Source organism: Plantactinospora sonchi (genome assembly GCF_036422035.1).
Taxonomy (GTDB): domain Bacteria; phylum Actinomycetota; class Actinomycetes; order Mycobacteriales; family Micromonosporaceae; genus Plantactinospora; species Plantactinospora sonchi.
Genome location: NZ_JAZGQK010000002.1, coordinates 145,953 through 165,787, shown reverse-complemented (window position 1 = coordinate 165,787; position 19,835 = coordinate 145,953). Strand labels below are relative to the sequence as shown.

Annotated in this window: 19 protein-coding genes; 7 read left to right on the top strand and 12 right to left on the bottom strand. The window is 72.4% G+C overall.

The annotated features are described in order from the left end of the window. Nucleotides 1-262: 262 nt before the first annotated feature. The 3 genes from V1633_RS02950 to V1633_RS02940 all read right to left on the bottom strand — a co-directional run bounded on the left by V1633_RS02950 (nt 263) and on the right by V1633_RS02940 (nt 3,533). Nucleotides 263-1,591 carry a putative manganese transporter gene (locus V1633_RS02950; RefSeq protein ID WP_331212557.1) on the bottom strand — a complete coding sequence of 443 codons (1,329 nt, stop codon included), beginning with the start codon at nt 1,589-1,591 and terminating at the stop codon, nt 263-265. A 102-nt stretch (nt 1,592-1,693) separates the two neighbouring features. Beyond that, nucleotides 1,694-2,560, bottom strand: coding sequence for a manganese catalase family protein (locus V1633_RS02945; RefSeq protein WP_331212556.1), 867 nt, complete (start codon nt 2,558-2,560; stop codon nt 1,694-1,696). Then, nucleotides 2,508-3,533, bottom strand: a complete 1,026-nt coding sequence (locus V1633_RS02940) for a sensor histidine kinase (RefSeq protein WP_331212555.1) — start codon at nt 3,531-3,533, stop codon at nt 2,508-2,510. Before V1633_RS02940 ends, V1633_RS02945 begins: the two co-directional genes overlap by 53 nt. 66 nt (nt 3,534-3,599) lie before the next feature. Between V1633_RS02940 and V1633_RS02935 the strand changes: the two genes are divergently transcribed. The 3 genes from V1633_RS02935 (at nt 3,600) to V1633_RS02925 (ending at nt 6,503) form a co-directional block, all read left to right on the top strand. Continuing rightward, nucleotides 3,600-4,244, top strand: coding sequence for a response regulator transcription factor (locus tag V1633_RS02935; RefSeq protein ID WP_331212554.1), 645 nt, complete (start codon nt 3,600-3,602; stop codon nt 4,242-4,244). A gap of 79 nt (nt 4,245-4,323) precedes the next feature. Then, nucleotides 4,324-5,397, top strand: coding sequence for an iron-containing redox enzyme family protein (locus tag V1633_RS02930; protein ID WP_331212553.1), 1,074 nt, complete (start codon nt 4,324-4,326; stop codon nt 5,395-5,397). Further along, nucleotides 5,394-6,503, top strand: coding sequence for a glycosyltransferase (locus V1633_RS02925; protein WP_331212552.1), 1,110 nt, complete (start codon nt 5,394-5,396; stop codon nt 6,501-6,503). Before V1633_RS02930 ends, V1633_RS02925 begins: the two co-directional genes overlap by 4 nt. Here the strand turns inward: V1633_RS02925 and V1633_RS02920 are convergent. Together V1633_RS02920 and V1633_RS02915 are read right to left on the bottom strand one after the other, a co-directional pair. Next, a complete protein-coding gene (locus tag V1633_RS02920) occupies nt 6,469-6,729 on the bottom strand; it encodes a CDGSH iron-sulfur domain-containing protein (RefSeq protein ID WP_331212551.1) in 261 nt (86 codons plus the stop codon). The genes V1633_RS02925 and V1633_RS02920 overlap by 35 nt on opposite strands. A 111-nt stretch (nt 6,730-6,840) precedes the next feature. Next, nucleotides 6,841-7,224: an ATP-binding protein gene (locus tag V1633_RS02915; protein WP_331212550.1), complete on the bottom strand. Its 384-nt coding sequence runs from the start codon at nt 7,222-7,224 to the stop codon at nt 6,841-6,843. 297 nt (nt 7,225-7,521) lie between these two features. Between V1633_RS02915 and V1633_RS02910 the strand changes: the two genes are divergently transcribed. After that, nucleotides 7,522-8,778, top strand: a complete 1,257-nt coding sequence (locus V1633_RS02910) for a PP2C family protein-serine/threonine phosphatase (RefSeq protein WP_331212549.1) — start codon at nt 7,522-7,524, stop codon at nt 8,776-8,778. Nucleotides 8,779-8,853: 75 nt separating this feature from the next. Here V1633_RS02910 and V1633_RS02905 read toward each other — a convergent pair whose 3' ends face one another. The 3 genes from V1633_RS02905 to V1633_RS02895 all read right to left on the bottom strand — a co-directional run bounded on the left by V1633_RS02905 (nt 8,854) and on the right by V1633_RS02895 (nt 11,588). Then, nucleotides 8,854-9,996 carry an FUSC family protein gene (locus V1633_RS02905; protein ID WP_331212548.1) on the bottom strand — a complete coding sequence of 381 codons (1,143 nt, stop codon included), beginning with the start codon at nt 9,994-9,996 and terminating at the stop codon, nt 8,854-8,856. Nucleotides 9,997-10,168: 172 nt separating this feature from the next. Then, entirely contained in the window at nt 10,169-10,669 is a 501-nt protein-coding gene (locus V1633_RS02900) for a hemerythrin domain-containing protein (RefSeq protein ID WP_331212547.1), read from the bottom strand. A 283-nt stretch (nt 10,670-10,952) separates the two neighbouring features. Next, nucleotides 10,953-11,588 carry a 2'-5' RNA ligase family protein gene (locus V1633_RS02895; protein ID WP_331212546.1) on the bottom strand — a complete coding sequence of 212 codons (636 nt, stop codon included), beginning with the start codon at nt 11,586-11,588 and terminating at the stop codon, nt 10,953-10,955. 239 nt (nt 11,589-11,827) lie between these two features. On the opposite strand from V1633_RS02895, the gene V1633_RS02890 reads away from it, so the two are divergent. Further along, on the top strand, nt 11,828-12,355 hold the full coding sequence (locus V1633_RS02890; protein WP_331212545.1) for an NUDIX domain-containing protein: 528 nt from the start codon (nt 11,828-11,830) through the stop codon (nt 12,353-12,355). Then, nucleotides 12,352-12,840, top strand: a complete 489-nt coding sequence (locus V1633_RS02885) for a hypothetical protein (protein WP_331212544.1) — start codon at nt 12,352-12,354, stop codon at nt 12,838-12,840. Before V1633_RS02890 ends, V1633_RS02885 begins: the two co-directional genes overlap by 4 nt. A gap of 18 nt (nt 12,841-12,858) precedes the next feature. On the opposite strand, the gene V1633_RS02880 is transcribed toward V1633_RS02885, so the two are convergent. Continuing rightward, nucleotides 12,859-14,643 carry an ATP-dependent DNA ligase gene (locus tag V1633_RS02880; protein WP_331212543.1) on the bottom strand — a complete coding sequence of 595 codons (1,785 nt, stop codon included), beginning with the start codon at nt 14,641-14,643 and terminating at the stop codon, nt 12,859-12,861. Nucleotides 14,644-14,839: 196 nt separating this feature from the next. Further along, on the bottom strand, nt 14,840-15,046 hold the full coding sequence (locus V1633_RS02875; protein ID WP_331212542.1) for a hypothetical protein: 207 nt from the start codon (nt 15,044-15,046) through the stop codon (nt 14,840-14,842). Nucleotides 15,047-15,300: 254 nt separating this feature from the next. Here V1633_RS02875 and V1633_RS02870 point away from each other — a divergent pair, with 254 nt between their 5' ends. Further along, a complete protein-coding gene (locus V1633_RS02870) occupies nt 15,301-16,911 on the top strand; it encodes a COG1361 family protein (protein WP_331212541.1) in 1,611 nt (536 codons plus the stop codon). A gap of 226 nt (nt 16,912-17,137) precedes the next feature. On the opposite strand, the gene V1633_RS02865 is transcribed toward V1633_RS02870, so the two are convergent. Both V1633_RS02865 and V1633_RS02860 read right to left on the bottom strand, forming a co-directional pair. Continuing rightward, nucleotides 17,138-18,505 carry a dipeptidase gene (locus tag V1633_RS02865; protein WP_331212540.1) on the bottom strand — a complete coding sequence of 456 codons (1,368 nt, stop codon included), beginning with the start codon at nt 18,503-18,505 and terminating at the stop codon, nt 17,138-17,140. A gap of 97 nt (nt 18,506-18,602) precedes the next feature. Beyond that, nucleotides 18,603-19,754 (bottom strand): M48 family metallopeptidase, encoded by a 1,152-nt coding sequence (locus tag V1633_RS02860; RefSeq protein ID WP_331212539.1) that lies wholly within the window; start codon nt 19,752-19,754, stop codon nt 18,603-18,605. Nucleotides 19,755-19,835 lie beyond the last annotated feature (81 nt).

Below are 19,835 nucleotides of genomic sequence, written 5' to 3'. Positions count from 1 at the left end.
CGGCGCCGCGCCGCCGTTCCTTCGCCACGACCCTGTTCGCCGTGCCGGTGGCGGGCACCACCGGCACGGCGAACGGCGTCAGAACCGTCAGTACGGACACCAGGCTCGGCTGCGCGGTGGCGGATCGCGCGAGTTGGCCGGCGGACGGGCCGTCCGATCGGACGCCGGTCGGCACCGCTCAGCGGGTGAGAAAGACCCGACCACCGGTCGGCAGCCCCGCTCAGCGGGTGAGGAAGATCCGGACACCGGTCGGCAGCCCCGCTCAGAGGGTGAGGAAGAGCAGTACTCCGAGACCGACGAGGATCGCCGGCACGGTGGTGATCAGGGTCGCCAGCCCGGCGGCCCGACGCCGCAGCGCCGCCAGTGGGATGAGCGCGTCGCCGTCCTGGCTGATCGCGTTCGCCACCAACGTCGGCAGGGGCAGCCCACCGCTGATGTAGATGCCGGTGAAGACGATCTGGATGGCGCAGCCGGGAATCAGTCCGACGAGCGCGCCGACCAGGACACCGAGCACGCCGGCGAAGCCGAGCTGTGAGCCGTCGAAGCCGGTGGCCGTACTGAGGATCTGCCAGCCGAGGTAGGCGACGGCGACCCACACGGTGACGAACGACGCCTCGTGGGCACTGTGCCGCAGGGTTTCCCGGAGGCTCGTCGGGTGTGCCGTCTCCACGGTGTCGTCGGCGAACCGGCCCCGCCCGACGGCGAAGATGAGCAGCGCGACAAGCGTGCCCGCACAGCCGAGGGCCAGGTACGGGTCGATGCCGCCGAACGGGACGCGCAGCAGGGTGGGATCGACCAGGTGGAAGGCGATCGGAACGGAGATCAGGAAGGCGGGTGTGGTCAGCCCCCAGAAGGCGACCGACATCGTGCGCTTCCGTTCGACCGGCCGCCGGTCGACGACCGGGAGCGTGGCCAGGGCGGCCACCCCGGCCGGCGCCACACCGGCGGACCGGACCGGTACGCCACCACCACCCGAGCCGACCGGGACGACGACAGCGCTCCGCCCGGGTGACCCGACAGCGTTCGGGCGGAACGAGCCGACACCGTCCGGTCCGGCGGCGGGCGCCGGGACCCGGGACGCCGACACCGGCGCCGGGACGGGCCGGACACCCCCGTCGACCGGGGCCGGGTCGGCCGGTCGACCGGACCCGCCGGACGACTGCCGCCGGACCCGCCGCCACCAGGCGGGCAGCGCCCGGGCCGGATCGATGCCGAGCAGGTCGACGGCGTACCCGGTGACCAGGCCGACCACGAAGAGCAGGAGGTGGATCCGGAGCGCGAACGCCGGATCGGCGGCGATCACCAGCCAGGACGAGTCGCCCATGGTCGCGGCGAGCGCGGCCACCACCGTACCGAAGGAGACCTTGCCCCGGGCGTAGAGCGGCATGAGGATGATGGCGCCGCCGCAGCCGGGGCTCACCCCGAGCAGGGCGCCGACCAGCGGGCCGAGTCGGGGCCGGCGGGTCAATCCGTCGGTCACCCGGTCGCCGTACCGCCAACGGAGCCAGCCGAAGAGCGCGACCAGCACCGCGACAAAGACCCCGACCTGCATGAAGGCGTCCGCCAGCGGACGGGCGAGCAGTTCAACCATGATGGAGTCCTCCCAAGGTGGACCACACCGGGGCGCCCCGTTCTCCTGGACGCCCCGGTGCGAGGAGTGGAAACCGACCCCGCGGTACGCGGAACGACCGGATCAGCGGCGCTTCTTGCCGGACTCGAGCAACGAACCGACCGTGGGTGGCGGAGTGCTCTGCAGTCGCGGGTCGCCCGGCGGCAGCGTCGGCGCCCCGGCGTACGCCTTCGCCTTCGCCTGGTAGCTGAACTCGCCCTTGCCGTCCGGGCTCGGGCCGGAGGCCCAGCGGCCCTCGGCCGACTCCTCGCCGGCGGAGAAGTTGATGAACTGGTACGCGAACTGGTTCTCCTGCTCGGCGTCCGGGAAGGCCTCGGGTACCGGCATCTCCTCCAGACCGTCCTCTTTGAGTTGTTCGATCGCGGCGAGCCACATGTTCTGGTGCATGGTGTCCCGGGCGAGCAGGAAGCGCAGCATCTGCTTGACGCCCGGGTCGTCGGTCATGTTGAACAACCGGGCCACCTGCAGCCGGCCCTGCGCCTCGGCGGTGACGTTGAGGTGGAAGTCGGCGAGCAGGTTACCGCTCGCGGTGATGAACGACCCGTTCCACGGCACGCCGTTGCTGTCCGCCGGCAGGGGTCCGCCACCGGCGTGGATGAAGTGCGCCGGATTCGACCCGGCGTAGATCGCCGCCAGCATCGGGTTGTCCTCGGCGGCCGCCTCCTGAAGGGAGAGCGGGGCACTGTCCAACAGCCGGGCGATCATCGTGCAGATCATCTCGACGTGCCCCATCTCCTCCGTGCCGACATCGAGGAAAAGGTCCTTGTACTTGCCCGGCAGCCGGCAGCTCCAGCCCTGGAAGAGGTACTGGTTGGCGACCGTCATCTCTCCCCACTTGCCGCCGAGCACCTCTTGCAGGCGGCGGGCGAAGGCGGCGTCAGGGCCGTCGGGCTTCGCCTCGAACTGCAGATCCTTGATGTGACTGAACACGATGTCCCCCTGTCAGGCGGAATGCGGACACCGCCCGGGTACCCCGGATGCCGACCCGTGCGGGCCAACCGGTGGCCCAGCCGGGCCAGCCTCGGCCAGGCCGCCGGGCAGCCGCCCACCACCCCCGGCCCCGGCGCCGTCGATCGGCGGGGAACACGACCTCGACCGCCGCCCCGGACGGCCGGAGCGGGTACGCCCGGATGCTGCCGCCCTCGGTGTCGACCAGTCGGCGGACGATCCAGAGCCCGAGGCCGGACATCCCGGTCGGCGGCACCGTTCGACGCAGCGCGGCACGCAGGCCGGCATACCGCCGACCCTCGTCGCTCACCACGAGGACCAGGTCACCCGCCCGGACGGTGGCGGTGAGCCGTACCTGGCCGTGGGCGGGGCCGTGGCGCAGGGCGTTGCCGACGAGGTTCACCAGCACCTGACGGACCCGTTGCGCGTCCACCGGCCGGTGCCCCGCCGCCCGGCTCACCGACAACCGGACCCGGTCGGCCGGCCAGGCCGCGACCATCGCCGGCAGGACCCGGTCCAGCGGAACGCGCGGCTCGCCGCCGGTGGTCACGCCCCGCGTCCAGTCCACCGCCTGCCGCCACAACCCGTCGAGGTGCGCGGCCTGCTCGCGGGCGAGTCTCAGCATCAGCCGCCGGTCCGACGCCGGTACCGGCCTCCGCTCGTCCGCGAGGGTCCGGGTCAGCGCGGTCAGGGCGCCGACCGGTGACCGCAGTTCGTGGCAGAGGACCCGGAGCAGGACGGATTCGGTGGCGGACTCCGGCGCGGCGGCCGCCCGGCGTCGCCGGAGCAGCGACCGGAGCCGGAGCAGCAGATCCGCGGCGAGCAGTCCGGCCAGGCACAGCAGCAGCGTGGTCATGACGTCGAGGAGCGCCGTCAGCATTGCCACCAGACCGGCCAGCAGCAGCGCGGTGACACCGAGCGCGCCGACGACCGTCGGTACGCCTGTTGTCGCCAACCACCGCCGAGGTGCACTTCTGCCCTTTTCCGGCATGATCAGCCCGTACCGGGGAAACCGGCCCGAGTGACCGTCTCGGCCACCATCCGCGTCGCGTTGATCGACGACCACCCCCTGTTCGTACGTGGGCTGGAGCTGCTTCTTCCGGCCAGCAGCGACGGGCGGGCCCGGGTCGTGGGGTCGACCGGTGACGCGGCGTCGGCCGCCGGCCTGATCCGTCGCTGTCTGCCCGATCTGGCCCTGGTCGACCTGCACATGCCCGAGCCCGGCGGGGTCCGGGCCATCGCGGCCATCCGCCGGACCAGTCCCGGCCTGCGGATCGTCGCGATGTCCGGCCTCGCGGACACCACCATGGCGGTGGAGGCGTTACGGGCCGGCGCCGAGGGCTACCTGCCGAAGAGCAGCGAGCCGGAGGAGCTGCTGCCGCCGCTGCTCGCCGTCCTGAACGGGTGGGCGGTTCTCCCCGCCGACCTGCTCGGCGCGCTCGTGGCCCCGGGGCCCGGTCACGCACCGGTCGCCGGTGGGCTCGACGACCAGGAGCGTCTGCTCCTGCAGCTTATTGCCCGGGGTAACAGCACGACGGAGATCTCCGAGAAGCTGCACGTCTCGGAGCGGACGGCGAAAAGGCTGATCGCGTCCCTGCTGCGTCGGCTCCGGGTCTCGTCCAAGGCCGAGGCCGCCGCCATCGCCGGAAGCGCCGGCCTGCTGTAGGAGCCGGCCGGGCCCGGCGCGATGTTTACCGCGCACCGGGCGGGGCATCCGGCGCGAGGTCATCCGGCAGGAGTCCCCGATGCGCCCAGTCGATCGTCGTTCCGCCGCCACCGCGGCACCCCTTCCCGAACCACGCGGCCCGCTCTCCGAGCTGGTGATCGAGGCGCTCCGGCGTACCCCGGGAGCGTCGCCGTCGCCGCTGGCCGCCGTGGGGGACGCCGGATATCCGCCGTGGACGGCCGGTACCGGCACCGACCCGCTGCGCGACGAGGACCTGCAACTGCTGCTGTTCGTCTGTTACGAACTGCACTACCAGGGCTGGCACGGCGTCGACGACCGGTGGGAGTGGGAGCCGTCCCTGATCGCGGTCCGCTCGGCCGCCGAGGCGGGGTTCGAGCGGGCACTGCGTCACCTGGTCGGCGCGCCACCACGACTCACCCCGGACGGGCTGCCGGGCGCCCTCGCCGCCCTGGTCGCGGCGGCGGACGACGGGCCGCCGCTCTCCGTGGAACTGGCCCGACGGGCCGACCTGGCGCGGTTCCGCGAGTTCGTCGTACACCGCTCGATCTACCACCTGAAGGAGGCGGACCCGCACACCTGGGGCATTCCCCGGCTCACCGGGCGGGCCAAGGCCGCGCTGGTCGAGATCCAGATGGACGAGTACGGCGGCGGCCGGGCGGACCGGATGCACGCGACGCTGTTCCGGGGAACCATGCGCTGGCTCGGCCTGGACGACCGGTACGGCCGCTACCTCGACGCGGTACCGGCGCAGACCCTGGCCATCAACAACCTGATCTCGCTCTTCGGCCTGCACCGGCGCTGGCGGGGCGCCCTGCTCGGGCATCTCGCGGCGTTCGAGATGACCTCGTCGTTGCCGAACCGCCGGTACGGCGACGGTCTGCGGCGGCTCGGCGGCGACCCGGAAGCGACACGGTTCTACGACGAGCACGTCGAGGCGGACGCGGTGCACGAACAGATCGCGGCACACGACCTGTGCGGTGCGTTCGCCGCCGAGCACCCCTGGGCGGTGCCGGAGATCTGGTTCGGTGCGGCCTGCTGCCTGGCCCTCGACCGGATCTTCGCCGAGCACCTGCTGACCTGTTGGGCCGGTGGACGCAGCGCGCTGCGGGCCGGAGCACTGGCGGTCCGGTGAACCGGTCACTCGAGTACGTCCTGCCGCTACGCCGGTACGACGGTGCCGGTCCGGCCGCCGAGGCGGAGTTGACCGAGCTGACCGGATATCTGCGCTGGCTCTCGCGGCGGGTCGAGGTGACCGTGGTGGACGGGTCGGCACCCGCCCTGTTCGCCCGGCACGCCGCCCGCTGGGGTCGACACGTCCGCCACGTACCGCCCGATTCCCGGTTCCGGTACGCCAACGGCAAGGTCAACGGGGTGTTGACCGGGCTGCGGCTGGCCCGGCACGAGAAGGTGATCATCGCCGACGACGACGTCCGGTACGACAACCGGAGCCTCGACGCGGTCGCCCGGCTCCTCGACCGCGCCGATCTCGTCCGCCCGCAGAACTACTTCCGCCCGCTGCCCTGGCACGCCCGCTGGGACACCGGTCGTTCGCTGGTCAACCGTGCTCTCGGTGCCGACTACCCCGGCACCCTCGGCATCCGTCGGTCGACGTTCGACGCGATGGGCGGTTACGACGGCGACGTACTGTTCGAGAATCTCGAACTGATCCGGACCGTTCGGGGGTACGGCGGTGTGGAGTTGGCGCCCGCCGGACTCTACGTACGCCGGCTGCCGCCGGCCAGCCGGCGGTTCTGGTCCCAGCGGGTCCGGCAGGCCTACGACGACCTGGCCCAGCCCGCCCGGTTGCTGCTCTTCCTGGCCGTCGGGCCGGCGCTGGCCGGGCTGGCCGCCAGCGGCCGGCGGATCGGCGCCGTCGGCGCGCTCGGCGCGGCGGCGGCGGTGACGGCCCTCGCCGAGCGTGGTCGTCGGCGGGCCGGCGGTACGGCGGTCTTCCCGGTCGGCGCGACCCTGCTGGCTCCGGTCTGGGTGCTGGAACGCGCGGTGTGCGGTTGGCTGGCGGTCGGCCTGCGCCTGGCTGCCGGTGGGGTGCGCTACGGCGGCCGGCGACTCCGGGTCGCCGCCCACAGCCAGCGTGAGCTGACCCGCCGTCAGGCCGCCCGCCGTCAGGCCGCCGCCCACCGGACCCCCGCGCGGCAGACCGCCTTCCGGCCGGCCCCGGCGCGGCAGACGACCTCCCGGCAGCTCACCCGTCGGGGCCGGTACGACGCGGCCCGGTAGCCGGCCGGAGTCGGCATTCCCCGGCCGGGGTCGGGTCCGGGGCGGCACCCGCACGGAAGCCGACAACCCGGTGGCTTCCGTCACAGAACGGCTTGATCCCGGACCTGCCACAGCGGCACAGCGCCACGGTGTCCCGTCCCGCCTCGATGATCTCCCCGTCCGGGGTCCGCAGGAGGAAGTCGCCACGGATCAACAGCGGCCCGTCCTCGTACGGCGTGACGGTCACCGCAGCTTCCTCCCGGTCGGTATGCGCCATTCCACCGCTCTGCCCGGAATGGCGGACCGGAAACCCGGGCCGGGAATCACCGCGACAGGTGATCACGGCTCGCGACGGTGGTCAGCCGCCGAAGGGCCGAAGCTGCGCGCTGATCCGAACCGTGGTGCCGCCCGGACCGCTGTCGACAGTCATCCCGTCGCTGGTCCGCTGGGCGATCCACAGCCCCATGCCGCCGGTCGGGGACGGTGTCGGCGGCTCGACGCGCTCCAGGTAACGGGCGGCCGGGAAGCCGGTGCCGTGGTCCCGGACCTCACACATCAGCTGGTCGGTCTCCCAGAGCCGCAACTCGCCCCGTCCGCCGCCGTGCCGGATCGCGTTGGTCATCACCTCGTTGACCGCGGCCACGAAGTCGAGCACCTTCTCCGGGTCCAGCCCGCACTCCCGGGCGGCGGCATCCACCTCACGACGTACCTCGGCGAACCGGTCGACGTCGAAGTGCGCCACAACAAGTAATCGCCCCAGCTCGTACGGCGACGGATTGTTGGAGGAATGCCCAGCCACGGCAGTCCCTTCCGGAGAAACGGCCCAGTGCTGTGATGGAAGGTACCCGAGACTCTGCGCCGAAACCCCGGTCACACGTTGGCGCCGCCGTGGGAGTTCGAGCGGCCCGGGAAGAATAAGACCCGGACACACCGTTCGCAAGGCCAATCCCTCCAAGTCCGACAAGGCGGACGCGTCAGACAGAGGAAACGACGCCTTGATCAGCACCGGCCCGCCACCACACAGGCTACGCTTCACGGCGTGATCGAGGCAGATGGCTCCGGAGCCGACGAACGGCTCCGACGGATAGAGGCGGTGACCGACTCGGCGCTGTCAGGACTCGACGTGGACGGGCTCATCGACGAGCTTCTCGGCCGGGTCCGACAACTCCTGTCGGCAGACACCGCCGCCATCCTGATGCTCGACGAACACGCACAGCAACTCGTGATCAGTGCGACCAAGGGCATCGAGGAGGAGGTCCGGCAGGGCTACCGGATTCCACTCGACCACGGCCTGGCCGGCCGCGTCGCCCAGCAGCGGCAACCGGTCATGTCCGAGCAGGTCGACCCCGCCGAGGTACCGACGCCGGTCCTCCGGGACAAGGGCGTCCGGTCCATGCTCGGGGTGCCGATGCTCGCCGGGAGCGACCTGGTCGGCGTGCTCCACGTCGGGACGCTCAGCCCACGCCGGTTCACCCCGGACGACGTGAGCCTGCTCCGTCTGGTGGCCGACCGCGTGAGCCTGGCCAGCCAGGCCCGGGTCGGCAACATCGACCGGACCGCCGCGCTCGCCCTGCAGCGAAGCCTGCTCCCCACCCGCCTGCCCGAGGTAGCCGGCGTGGACATCGCCGCCCGGTACGTTCCCGGCCACCACACCGGCATCGGCGGCGACTGGTACGACGTCTTCCTCCTGCCCTCGAAGTGGCTCGGCATCGTCATCGGCGACGTCTCCGGACACGGGTTACGTGCCGCCGTGGTGATGGGACGGCTACGCAGCGCGCTCCGCGCCTACGCCCTGGAATGCAACGACCCCGCCGACGCCCTGACCCGGCTCGACCAGAAGATCCAGCACTTCGAAGCCGGCAACCTCGCCACCGTGCTGTACGCCATGGTCAGTCCGACCCGAGACGAGATCCACATCTCGCTGGCCGGGCATCTGCCACCGATGCTCGCCGAGCCGGGAGGCACCGTCCACCCGCTGAACCTGCCGGTGGACCTGCCGCTCGGCATCGGCCGCCCGAGACCGCGCTGCACCACCGTGGTCAACTTCCCGCAGGACGCGACCATGGTCTGCTACACCGACGGTCTCATCGAACGCCGCAACGAGTTGATCGACGTCGGGTTCGACCGGCTTCGCGCCGCGATCAGCCCGGGCACCGCGGAGGCGGTCTGCGCAACGATCATGACCAGGCTCGGCATCGAGCAGCCCGCCGACGACGTGGCCCTGCTGGCCCTCCGTCACCACTCCAACGTCGAACAGCCGACGTCAGCCACTGCCAACGGCCCGGCGCGCCGCTGACGAGGGCCGGTGATGACCGGCGATCAGCGCCGACCGGAACGCCAGCCGGGTTGACAGGACGGCTGCCCGGCCCCGCTACAGCGGGGGCAGCCCGAGCGCCTCGTCGACCCGGTTCAGTGCGGTGATGTCCTCCTCGCCCACACCACGGAGCAGGTCGATGGCGGTCGCCCTGATCTGCCCCACGATCATGATCAGCGGAAGTGGCGGCTGCGGCTGTCGGGTCAGCAGCCGACCGGCGGTGCGTACCGCGTCGACCGCGGCTGCCTCGGTCCGCGCGACGTACCCGTCGGCGGCCTCGTCCTGCCCGCCCAGGTCAGCGGCGAGCGCCGCACCGGCGGCGCGTACCGCCTCGGTCAGCGAACGGAGGGCGGCGACCAGCTCCGGCGGGCTCTGCGCCGGCTGTCGGGTCAGCGCCACCCCGGCCCGGGCCAGCACCCGGACGTTGCGTACCGCGTAGTCGATCTGGCGGCTCGACGCGTCCAGCGCGTGCACCCGTCCGAGGTGGTGGCGTCGCCGTACGTGCAGGCGCAGCGTCTCTCCAGCGGCCTGCACCGCCGTACGCAGCTGGTCGACGACGGCGTCGAGCTGTCGCGCCCGGTCCAGCGCGGCCAGGGCGGCGGTCTCGTCCCCGCGCCGGAGTGCCTCGGTGATCTCGGTCAACAGCTCCGCGATCGTGCCGAAGGTCCGGCGCGACTCGGCGACCAGCGGGGCGAGCGGACGCCGGGCGCCGACCAGCTGGCTCACCGCGAGCGCCACCACGCCGCCGATCAGTGCGTCGACGAACCGGAACGGCACGAGGCTGCCACCCGGCGGCGGGACCACCACCAGATACAGCGCGGAGACCGTCGCCTGGACCATGGTGACGCTGCTCGCCCCGAACGCCGCGACCACAGCGACGGTGAGCAGCACAACAACAAAAACCGTCCAACTGGTCCGGCCGAGGCCCTGGACGACGAGGTCCGCGACGAGCACCCCGGCCGCGACCCCGAGGATCACCTCGACCGCCCGGCGGATCCGCTGACCCCGGGCCTGCCCCAGCACGATCAGCGCGGCGGCCGGCGCGAAGAACGGCTCGGGATGGTCGAGCACCGTGGTGGCGACCGCCCAGGCGAGGGTGGCCGCCACCGTGGCCTCGACCGCCGGAAGCCAGTTCTGGCGGAGCCGGTCGGCGACGAGTCGGAGCCAACCGATCCGGACCACCGCCCCCCTCACCGTCACAGGACCATCATCTGCCCAACTCCGATGATCGTCATCCGCGACGACAGTCAGCGACCGTCGCGATCGCCGAGCTACGGCGGGGCACGACCCTGTCGGACAGGTCACCGGCGGGCCGGCACGGCCCCGTCAGGTCACCGGCTGGCGGACGGCGGTCCGTCGACGTCGCGCGGGCTCAGGCCGTCATCGCGTGCACGGCCTTGCGCAGTGCGCCCGGCTCGCTCGGCTTACGCGGTGCGTTCTTCCGGAGTTCGATCATCCGCTCACCGATCTCCTGCAGCTTCTTACGCCCCAGCCCCTCCCGGACCTTCGGGAACCACTCGTCCTCCTCCTCCTCGATGTGGTGGGTGACGTTCTCGATCAGCACGGTCACCTTCGCGTCGAAACGCTCGTCGTCCGGGCTCATCGCGGCCAGCTCGGCGCAGAGCACGTCGGCGACGTGGTGTTCCTCGTACGACTCCAGGACGTCGTCCTCCAGGTCGGGCAGGAGTTCCCGGGTAGCCGGGTACATGCACTCGTTCTCGATGTACGTGTGCACGGTGAGCGCCTCCAGGATCTGCTCGACGAGCTCACCCTTGCGCTTGGTGGCGCCCTCGCCGACGTCCTGGAACGCCTTGAACAGCTTGCGGATCTCCTTGTGATCCTCTTTCAACAGCACGATGGCATCGGTGGACATTCGGGCCTCCTCGGCGTCTGGGACGGCCGCCCCACGTACTGGTCGACGCACCCGACGGTGCCGACGACCGGGACGACCTGACCGTGTCGACGGCCTGCCTGTCGTCGACGATGCTGGACCTGCTACCCGACGGTCTGAACGCCGAAACCAGAAAAATGCTGGTCAAACGGGCCACCTTGTCCCGTCGACGATTCCTGTCCGTTGACGGTTCCTGTCCCGTCGACGACGCCTGTCCCGCTCGGCCGGACGGAACGCGCGCCGGGTACGCGGTCCCCGGGGGGCGCTACCGGCCGATCGTCAGCGGGCGGGCGCTGGTCCACTCGTACATCCGCTCGTCCCGGTGGTACTCGAGTAGTTCGATCTGGTCGAGCGTGACCGTCACCGGCTCGGTCACCACCCGGTCCAGCGCCTCCGCGATCGGCGCCGCCGGCTGCTCACGGTTCGAGTACGCGATGCTCACGTGTGGCCGGAACCCTGACGCGCCCTCCACGGCCCGTTCGACCCGGTCCTCGCCGAACGCCTCCCCGATGGCGGCCCGGACGGCGGTCCGTACCTCGGTCACCGGCTCGGCCGGGGTCGCCAGCAGGTAGATCGCCTCGCCTCGCACGGTCGGCCGGTGGAAGGTGACCACCGGCGCGGGTACCTCCGCCAACCGCTTGCCGACGGTCCGGACGAGCCCGTCGACCGACTCGGCGGTCAGGTCGTCCATGAAGCCGACGCCCTGGGTCGTCAGGTGCAGCCAGCGGTGCGGAATGAGATCGAGGCCGGCGAAGCCGGCGATCGCCTCCTGGTAGCGCCCGACCAGGCGAACCAGCTCCGGATGCCGGCCCATGTCGAAGTGACAGGCGTAGTAGTGCCGGCCCACCCGCCAGCCCGGCCGCCACCACCAGTGGTCCTGCATGGCGTCGACATTCGACACGTTCACTCCTCCGATCCGTCCGTTGTCCATCCGTACGGTCGACCGGCGATCCGTTCGTCCGCGATCGACCCGTGCACGATCCCGCCGCCCGGGCCGGAACTCCCGGGCAGGGTTCCGAAGAGTATCCGGCACCATCCTCCGGCCCGCTCGGCTCTCACCCCGCCGTCGTCGTACTCCGGACCGTCGGCCGCAGCCGGGCGGGCCGCGCCCACCGGTCGGTCCCGGTATCGTCGGGCGACGTGACCGGCGTCCTCCACTCGCACTGCTCGTACTGCGGCACGACGTACCCGAGTGGGGTCGGGTGGCCCCGGTCCTGCGCGAGCTGTGGTCAGACCAGTTGGCGCAACCCCGCGCCGGTCGCGGTGGCGATCCTCCCGGTCCGGGTCGGCCCGGGTCGGACCGGTGTGGTGGTGCAGCGCCGGGACATCGAGCCCGGCCGCGGACTGCTCGCGCTTCCCGGCGGTTTCATCGAGTACGGCGAGGACTGGCGTGACGCCCTCGTCCGGGAACTCCGCGAGGAGACCGGTCTGGTCGGCGAGGCGTCGGCGGTACGGCTGTTCGACGTGCACAGTGCCCCGTCCGGCGGCACGATCATGATCTTCGGTGTGCTGCCGGCACAGGACGCCGACACGCTGCCCGTCTCGACGCCGACCGCCGAGTCCACCGAGTGGCTGGTCCTCACCGAGCCGGCCGAACTCGCCTTCTCCACCCACACCGAGGTGCTGGCCGGATACCTCGGGCAGCACGGAACGGCCGGTCCGGCGTGACCGGCGCGGGCGCCCGGGTCGGGCTGGTCGCCGTACTGGTCGGTGGGCTGCTCGGTCCGGTGGTCGGGTGCGCGCGCGGCTGTACCGAGACGGCTCTGCAGGTGTGGCCGGTCGAGGTGCACCGGCTCGACGCGCCGCTCACGGTCAACGCCCGGCTGGGCGCGGCCGGCGAGCCGCTCGCCGGGGTCACCGTGAAGCTGGCCGTCACGGTGGTCGGCCCGGACCACGCGGCCGGCGAGGCACTGTTCCACGCCACCACCGACGCCGACGGTCTGGCGACGGTGACCCGACCGGAGGGCGTCGCCGGGCTGTCCGCGGCCGGTCAGCGGGTGACCGGGTACGCCGCGTACTTCCAGCCGTTGAACAAGGTCGACGGGACGGCGTACTGCTGGTCCGGGGCGAGTGCCCCGATCAGCTGTGGCACCGACGACGGGCTCGGGCAGTGCCCGTTCGACCCGGCCGGTGGCGGCGACCTCGACGGGTGACTGGTGCCGGCCCGGTCGCTACGGCCGGTGCCCGGCGTGGATGGCCCGTACGGTGTCGATGGTGTCCGCCTCGGCGGCGGTCTTGTCGTCGCGGTAGCGCACCACCCGGGCGAAGCGCAGCGCCACCCCGCCGGGATAGCGCGGACTGGTCTGCACCCCGTCGAAGGCGATCTCCACCACCTGCTCGGGGCGGACCCGGACGACCCAGTCGCCCCGCTCCACGGCCAGTTCCTGGAAGCGTTCCGTCTGCCAGCGCAGCAGCTCGTCGGTGAGCCCCTTGAACGTCTTGCCGAGCATCACGAAACCCCCGTGCTCAGGGTCGCGGGCGCCCAGGTGCAGATTCGACAACCAGCCGGTACGCCGCCCGCTGCCCCACTCGACGGCGAGCACGACCAGGTCGAGGGTGTGCCTCGGCTTGACCTTGATCCACGCCGAGCCCCGCCGACCGGCGTCGTACGGTGCGTTCGGCGCCTTGACCACGATGCCCTCGTGGCCGGCGTCGAGCGCGGCGGCGAACGCCTCCGACGCCTGCTCGACGGATTCGACCTCGCTGCGCGGGATCAGGTGTGCCGGTGCGACCGTCCGGGCCAACGCCTCCCAGCGCTGGTGCGTCGGCGCGTCGAGCAGGTCCGTCCCGTCGAGGTGGAGCAGGTCGAAGAAGTACGGCGTGAGCAGCGTCGTACCGCTGGTGCTGGCGGCGGCGAGCACCGAGGGCGCGGCGCCGGGCGGTCGGTCCGGCCCGGGAATGGCCGCTGGTGACGCCCCGGAGGTGCCGATCCGGGGCAGCTCGGAGATGTCGGTCGGCGTCGCCGCGCCGCGTGCCGAACCGGCCTCGGGCACCTCGGCCGGCGCGGCGCCGAAGCTGCGGGTGCCTCCGGGCTCGCCGTCTCCACCGCCGGCCGGGTCGCGCCGGTCGGCTCCGGACAGTTCGGCCCGGACACCACGCCGGGCGCCCCGGGTCGCGGCCCGGCTGGCGGTCTCCTGGAACGGCCGGGGCCGCCCTGACGGGTCGAGCGCGATCGCCTCACCGTCGAGCACCAGCTCCCGGGCGGGCAGCGTGCGCACCGCCGCGACCACCTCCGGCACCCGTGAGGTGATCTCGTCGAGGCTGCGGGTGAAGACGGCGATGTCGTCGCCGGAGCGGTGCACCTGGATGCGGATGCCGTCCAGTTTGACGTCGACGACCGCAGGCAACCCGATCGTGGACAGGGCCTCCTCGACCGACGTGGCGCTCTGCGCGAGCATCGGGGAGAGCGGCCGGCCGACCTGCAGCGCGAACCCGGTCAACGCCCCCGGCCCGCCGGTCAGCGCGGCCACCGCCACCGTCTTGAGGTCACCGGCGAGCAGCAGCGCCCGCCGGACCATCGGCAGCGGCACCTCGGCGGCCCGGGCGATCGCCTCGACCAGCAGCCCCGCCTGGGCGCCCTGCCGCAGCTCACCGCTGAACAGGCCGAGCAGCATCCGACGCTCGTCGACGGTGGCGGCGGCGAACAGCCCCCCGAGCAGCTCGCGGCGCCGGGCCTGGGAACCCGGGCCCCGCACCTCGGCCAACGCGCCGACGGCGGCGTCGACGGCCGCCACGGTCAGGGTCGGCTGTTCGGCTGGTGGCGGCAGTTCGCGCAGGCTGGCGTAGCCGACCCCGGTCTGCCGCTGCCGCAGTTCGCCGGCGAGGTACGCCGACCCGGCGGCGATCTCGTCCGGCCCGAGGCCACGCAGCGCCCCGGCGAGCAGCTCGACCTTGGCACGCCGGGCGGAGGTCGCGGCGACGGCGGCAGAGGTGGCGGCCAGGTCAACAAAGCGCACGGCTCCATCCTGGCAGCCACCACCGACACAACCGGCCGAGCCGCGCGAAGAGCAGTCCCCCGATCAGCAGCCCGCCGGTCGCCGGCCTCCGGACAACCGTCCGCCGGTGGCCAGCTCCCGATGAGCAGTCCACCGATCGCCAGCCTCCGGACAGCGGCCCGCCGGTGGCTGGCTCGCCGGACAGCTAGGCGGACGGCTAGGCGGAGACCGGCTCCTCGATCCGCAGGCCCCGGGCCCGTACGCCGTCGGCGACCCGGGAGAGCGCGGCGTCGAGCGCGCAGAGAACAGTGGACAGTTCGCCGAGCCGCTCGCGGAGCGTCTCCTCGGACCACGCGGAGACGTCGACGTCCCGCAGCGCACTGACCGCGGCGTCGAGCCGCGCGATCGCCTCGTTCGTACTCATGTTCGAGACCTTACCGCCCGGGCGGGCAACGCGGGCGCTTTCTCCGGTTTCTCCCACGGGTCTTCGGAGGCTGTGCGGCATCGGCTATCTTCCGGGTAGCGCCATCCCATCCCCCGGTCCCCTCGGCCGCCGTCGACCGACGCGATCGACACCGACCCGATCAGCACCGACGCGCTCCGCCGCGACGGGACGATCCGTCGGCGACAGGCGACCAGCCGGACGACGCGGCCAGCAGAGAGAAGGACGCGAAGACCATGCATCCCGCCACCCGCCACATCCGTAACCGGGTGGGCGCGGGCGCCGCGGCGGCCCTCACAGCGCTCGCGCTCACCGCCGTTCCCAGCCCGGCGTACGCCGCACCGGCTCAGCCCACCGCACCGGCCCAGCCCACGCTGTGGCTGACCAGCGCCGTCGCGCCCCACATCCACGAATCCGGCGTCACGATGGGCATCAACCTCGCCAACGACGGCGATGCCGCCGCCACCGGTGTCACGGTCACCTACAACGGCGACCAACTCACCGACGACGTCCTCGTCTCGCTCACGGAGACCGCGGAGGGCTGTCAGCTCACCGGAAAGCGCGCCGTCTGCCAACATGGCGACCTCGCTCCCGGCCAGCGCGATCTGGTCGAGCAGATCGTCCTCACCAGTCGCCCCAACGCGCGACCGGGCACGGGCGGCTCCATCAGCGTCACCCTCGCCGGCACCGGCCCCGACGGCACTCCGGCGAGCATCATGCTGCCCCTCGACATCGAGATCCTGCCCGACCCGGATCTGGTGGTCGAGGCCGAGGACGTGGGCTCGGAGCAGGAACGGATCGGCCCCGGGGACACCCGGCCGCTGCGCGCCGTGGTAGTCAACCGGGGCATCACCGAGGCGCAGAACGTCCGGGTGACCGCCACCGTGCCCTCCGGCGCGACCTTCGCCGAGCGGTACGAGGAGTGCGTCTACGAGGGCGACCGTCCCGGCACGCCACCCGCCGGGTACGTCTACGACGCGACCAGCGTGACCTGTGTGCTGCCGCTGGCCCTCAAGCCCGGAGAGGGCCTGGTGCTCGCCGACCGGGAGACCGACCAGGCGCTGTTCAACGCCGTCTTCGGAAAGAACCTGCCCGGGCCGACACGGTTCTCCGGCTCGTTCGAGGTCGGCGAGGACGACGCGGCGGTACTGCCCCAGGCGCGGGCGAAGGCCACCGGAGACCCCTCGCCCCTGGCCGAACGGGTCACCGTGTTGCCGGCCCGCGCGGAGACCTCACGCGCCGCCCGGGACGATCCCTGGCCGGACAACGTCGACGACCTCAAGCCGGTCGCCGAGTTCACCATCTGGTCCAAGGCCAACACCTACGACTTCGTCGGCGCGACGACCTCGGTGACCGGTGCGGTGGGTGACACGGTCGAGATCCCGTACACGATCACCAACCGTGGACCGTCCGACGGTAGGGCCCTGTGGCGGATCGTCGCACCGAGTGGCACCGTGCTGCTGCCGAGCAAGTGGTGCGAGTTCCTGGACGACCAGGGCCGGCCGGCCACCGAACTGGCCGCGGTGGAGTGCAGCACCAACGCCGACGTCTGGCCGGCCGAGGCGTCCGGTAGCGGCACGGTCTCCGCGACCGTCCGCGTGAAGATCAAGTCGGCGCCCGGCACCAACGGGACGATCACGGTACGTGCCAACGGATTCTCGACGGAGCCGAACACCGGGAACAACACCGCACGAATCGTGATCAACGAGCCCGGCGGTGCCGGCGGGGAACTGCCGATCACCGGTGCCCGCCCGGGCCCGACCGGTGCACTCGGCGCCGGCGCGGTGGTGCTCGGAGTGCTGCTCCTGCTGTTGGTCCGACGCCGCCGGGTCACCGCGGACGAGTAACCGACAAGGGCGCTCCGCGGCGCCAGGGCAGCGACCCACAGCGCGGGCAGCAGGGGCGGGACCGGTACCTCCGGTCCCGCCCCTGCTGTGAGTACCCCTACCCGGTCCCGACGGCAGCCGCGACCACGAACGTCGTACCCATGGTTCCGGTCCCGCCCGACGCCCGGCCGGGTCCCGGACCGGACGGTGGGGTGTCGAAGCGCTGTCGGACCCCCGGCCCGCGCGGTCAACGCGCCGCGGACGCCTCCGCGACCTTGGCCAGCAGCAGCGCCTCGGCCAGGCAGACCCGGGCGAACTCCCCCAGGTGCAGGCTCTCGTTCGGCCCGTGAGCCCGGGCGTGCGGGTCCTCCACCCCGGTCACCAGGATCGCGGCCTGCGGGAACATCTCCTGGAACGTGGCGATGAACGGGATCGAGCCGCCGACGCCGATGTCGACCGGGTCGACACCGTCCCAGGCGGTCCGGAAGGCGTCCCGGGCCGCGTCGAACATCGGACCGGACGCGTCGATCACGCACGGCTCGCCGTCGTGCTCCAGGGTCACGGTGACCGAGGCGCCGAACGGGGCGGACCGGCGGAGGTGCTCGGTCAACGCGGCGTACGCCTTCGCGGCGTTGTCGCCCGGCGCCAACCGTACGCTCAGCTTCGCCTTCGCCGCCGGCACCAGCGCGTTCGGCGCCTCCCCGGTCGGCGGGGCGTCCAGACCGATCACCGAGATCGCCGGCTTGTTCCAGAACCGGTCGGTGAGCCGACCGGTGCCGATGAACGAGACCCCGTCGAGCATGCCGGCCTCGGCACGCAGCCGGTCCTCCGGGTAGTCGACCGTCGCGCCGGGCGCGCTGACGAGTCCCGGCACCGCGACGTCCCCGGCGGAGTCGTGCAGGGTCGCCAGCAGCCGGCAGAGCGTGGTGAGCGCGTCCGGAACCGCGCCGCCGAACATCCCGCTGTGCACCGCCTGGTCGAGGGTGCGGACCTCGACGAAGCAGTTCACGATGCCGCGCAGCGACGTCGTCAGCGCCGGTACGCCGATGTCCCAGTTACCCGAGTCGGCGATCACGATCACGTCGGCGGCGATCTCGTCCCGGTACTCGACGAGCAGCCGTTCCAGCGACTCGGAGCCGTACTCCTCCTCGCCCTCGATGAACAGCACCACGCCGACCGGCAGCGCGTCTCCGAAGGCCCGCAGGGCGGCGACGTGGGCCATCACCCCGGCCTTGTCGTCCGCCGCGCCCCGGCCGTAGAGCCGGCCGTCGCGTTCGACCGGCTCGAACGGCTCGCTCTGCCACAGCGACAGGTCACCGACCGGTTGCACGTCGTGGTGCGCGTACAGCAGCACCGTCGGCGCACCGGGAGGCGCCGGCCGCCTGCCGATCACCGCCGGCTGTCCGTTGCCGGACCGCACCACCCGCACGTCCAGCGAACAGCCGCGCAGCAGCTCGGCGACCGCTTCGGCGGAGCGCTCCACGTGTGAGTGGTCAAAGCCGTCGAAGGCGATGCCGGGGATCCGGACCAGACGCTCCAGATCCGCCCGTACGCCGGGCAGTTCGCGTTCGATGGCGGCACGAAGTTCGGATTCGGTACGGGTAGCTTCGCTCATGTTCATGATCGTAGGCGCCGCGACCAGGCAGATCCGGAGCCGGACCCGAATCGGGGTCGCGTCGGCCCGCCAGCGAGGGTCCGCCGCGCTGATCTCCTCAACGCCCCCGCGGATCGGTTCCGTCGTCGTCCGCACCGTCGGAGCCGGCGCTGGCGTCGCCTCTGCCGGATCGGCGGGTCCGTCCGGCGGCCCGGGTCGCCGCGTCACCCGCCGCGCTCATCCAGGACCGGGCCCGGGTGGCACCCCCACCGGCCCACTCGCCGAGATCACTCGCACCGTCGCCGAGTCGACGCAGCAGTCCGACCAGTGGATCCTGCGAGCGTCCGAAAGCCTCCCGGTACGACTCGGCCGCCGCCTTGATCTCGGCGGAGACCGACGTCAGGCCGTCGTCCTCACGTCGCGGGTACTCACCGTCGAGCAGTCGGGCGTACTCGCCGGAGTCGATCCACCGCCGCAGGTCCGCGGCTCGGGCCACCGGGACCGGATGGGTGCTCCACGCGGTCATCCGGATCTTGTGCAGGCTGTCCCGCAGGTCACCGCCGCCGTCGTACTCGGTCGCCTGTTCCAGGAACGCGGTGGTGTCGATCTGTGACAGGTCACCGCCGCCGGCCAGCTTCATCAGCAGCCGTAGCGCCGCCCCCGGATCCTGCCCGGCGAGCAGCCCGGCCCGGTCCCCGGACAGCTCCGCCTTGCGCCACCACTCCAGCATCGCGGCGATGATGGCCCGGAGCGCCAGGGCACCGACCGGCAGCCAGCTCAGGTTGGCCGCCCACCGGGTGAGGATGCTCAGGATCGTCTTGTAGACGGCGTGCCCGCTCCCCACGTGGCCGAGTTCGTGACCGAGCAGGCACCGCAGCTCGTCGTCGTCGAACTGCTGCGCGCAGGCCGAACTGATGACGATGAACGGGCGGTCCAGCCCGATCGCCTCGGCGGTCAGCCACGGCGACTGCGTGACGAAGAGTTCCGGCAGGGCGGGCACGTCCAGCGCCGCGCCGGCCTCCGCGTACAGCCGGTGGATCCGTGGATACTGCCGATGGTCGACCCGGATGGCAGCGGCCAGGTAGGAGAGGCGGAACGCCCGCTCGTTCCACATCCCGAAGAACGCCTTGACCACGTCGTCGAAGCCCCGCAGCTCGCGCAGCGCGGTCAGCGCCCCGCGATCGGCCGGGTGCTCCCACGCCCGGGAGCTGATGCCGGTGAGCGCGACCCGCCGTCGGGCCGGGGCGCCACCCGTACCGTCTGTTGTCATCGGGGCCCCCGCTCGCCGTGGGTGGGACTGTCCTGCCGATCGTCCCGCAGGCTCCCGGATCCGTCCATGGGTGCACGTTGA

What these genes read in the sequence shown, in the direction of transcription:
- V1633_RS02875 (WP_331212542.1), bottom strand. Translation starts at nt 15,046, where the DNA reads ATGAGTACGAACGAGGCGATCGCGCGGCTCGACGCCGCGGTCAGTGCG.
- V1633_RS02950 (WP_331212557.1), bottom strand. Translation starts at nt 1,591, where the DNA reads ATGGTTGAACTGCTCGCCCGTCCGCTGGCGGACGCCTTCATGCAGGTC.
- V1633_RS02865 (WP_331212540.1), bottom strand. Translation starts at nt 18,505, where the DNA reads ATGAGCGAAGCTACCCGTACCGAATCCGAACTTCGTGCCGCCATCGAA.
- V1633_RS02930 (WP_331212553.1), top strand. Translation starts at nt 4,324, where the DNA reads ATGCGCCCAGTCGATCGTCGTTCCGCCGCCACCGCGGCACCCCTTCCC.
- V1633_RS02900 (WP_331212547.1), bottom strand. Translation starts at nt 10,669, where the DNA reads ATGTCCACCGATGCCATCGTGCTGTTGAAAGAGGATCACAAGGAGATC.
- V1633_RS02860 (WP_331212539.1), bottom strand. Translation starts at nt 19,754, where the DNA reads ATGACAACAGACGGTACGGGTGGCGCCCCGGCCCGACGGCGGGTCGCG.
- V1633_RS02870 (WP_331212541.1), top strand. Translation starts at nt 15,301, where the DNA reads ATGCATCCCGCCACCCGCCACATCCGTAACCGGGTGGGCGCGGGCGCC.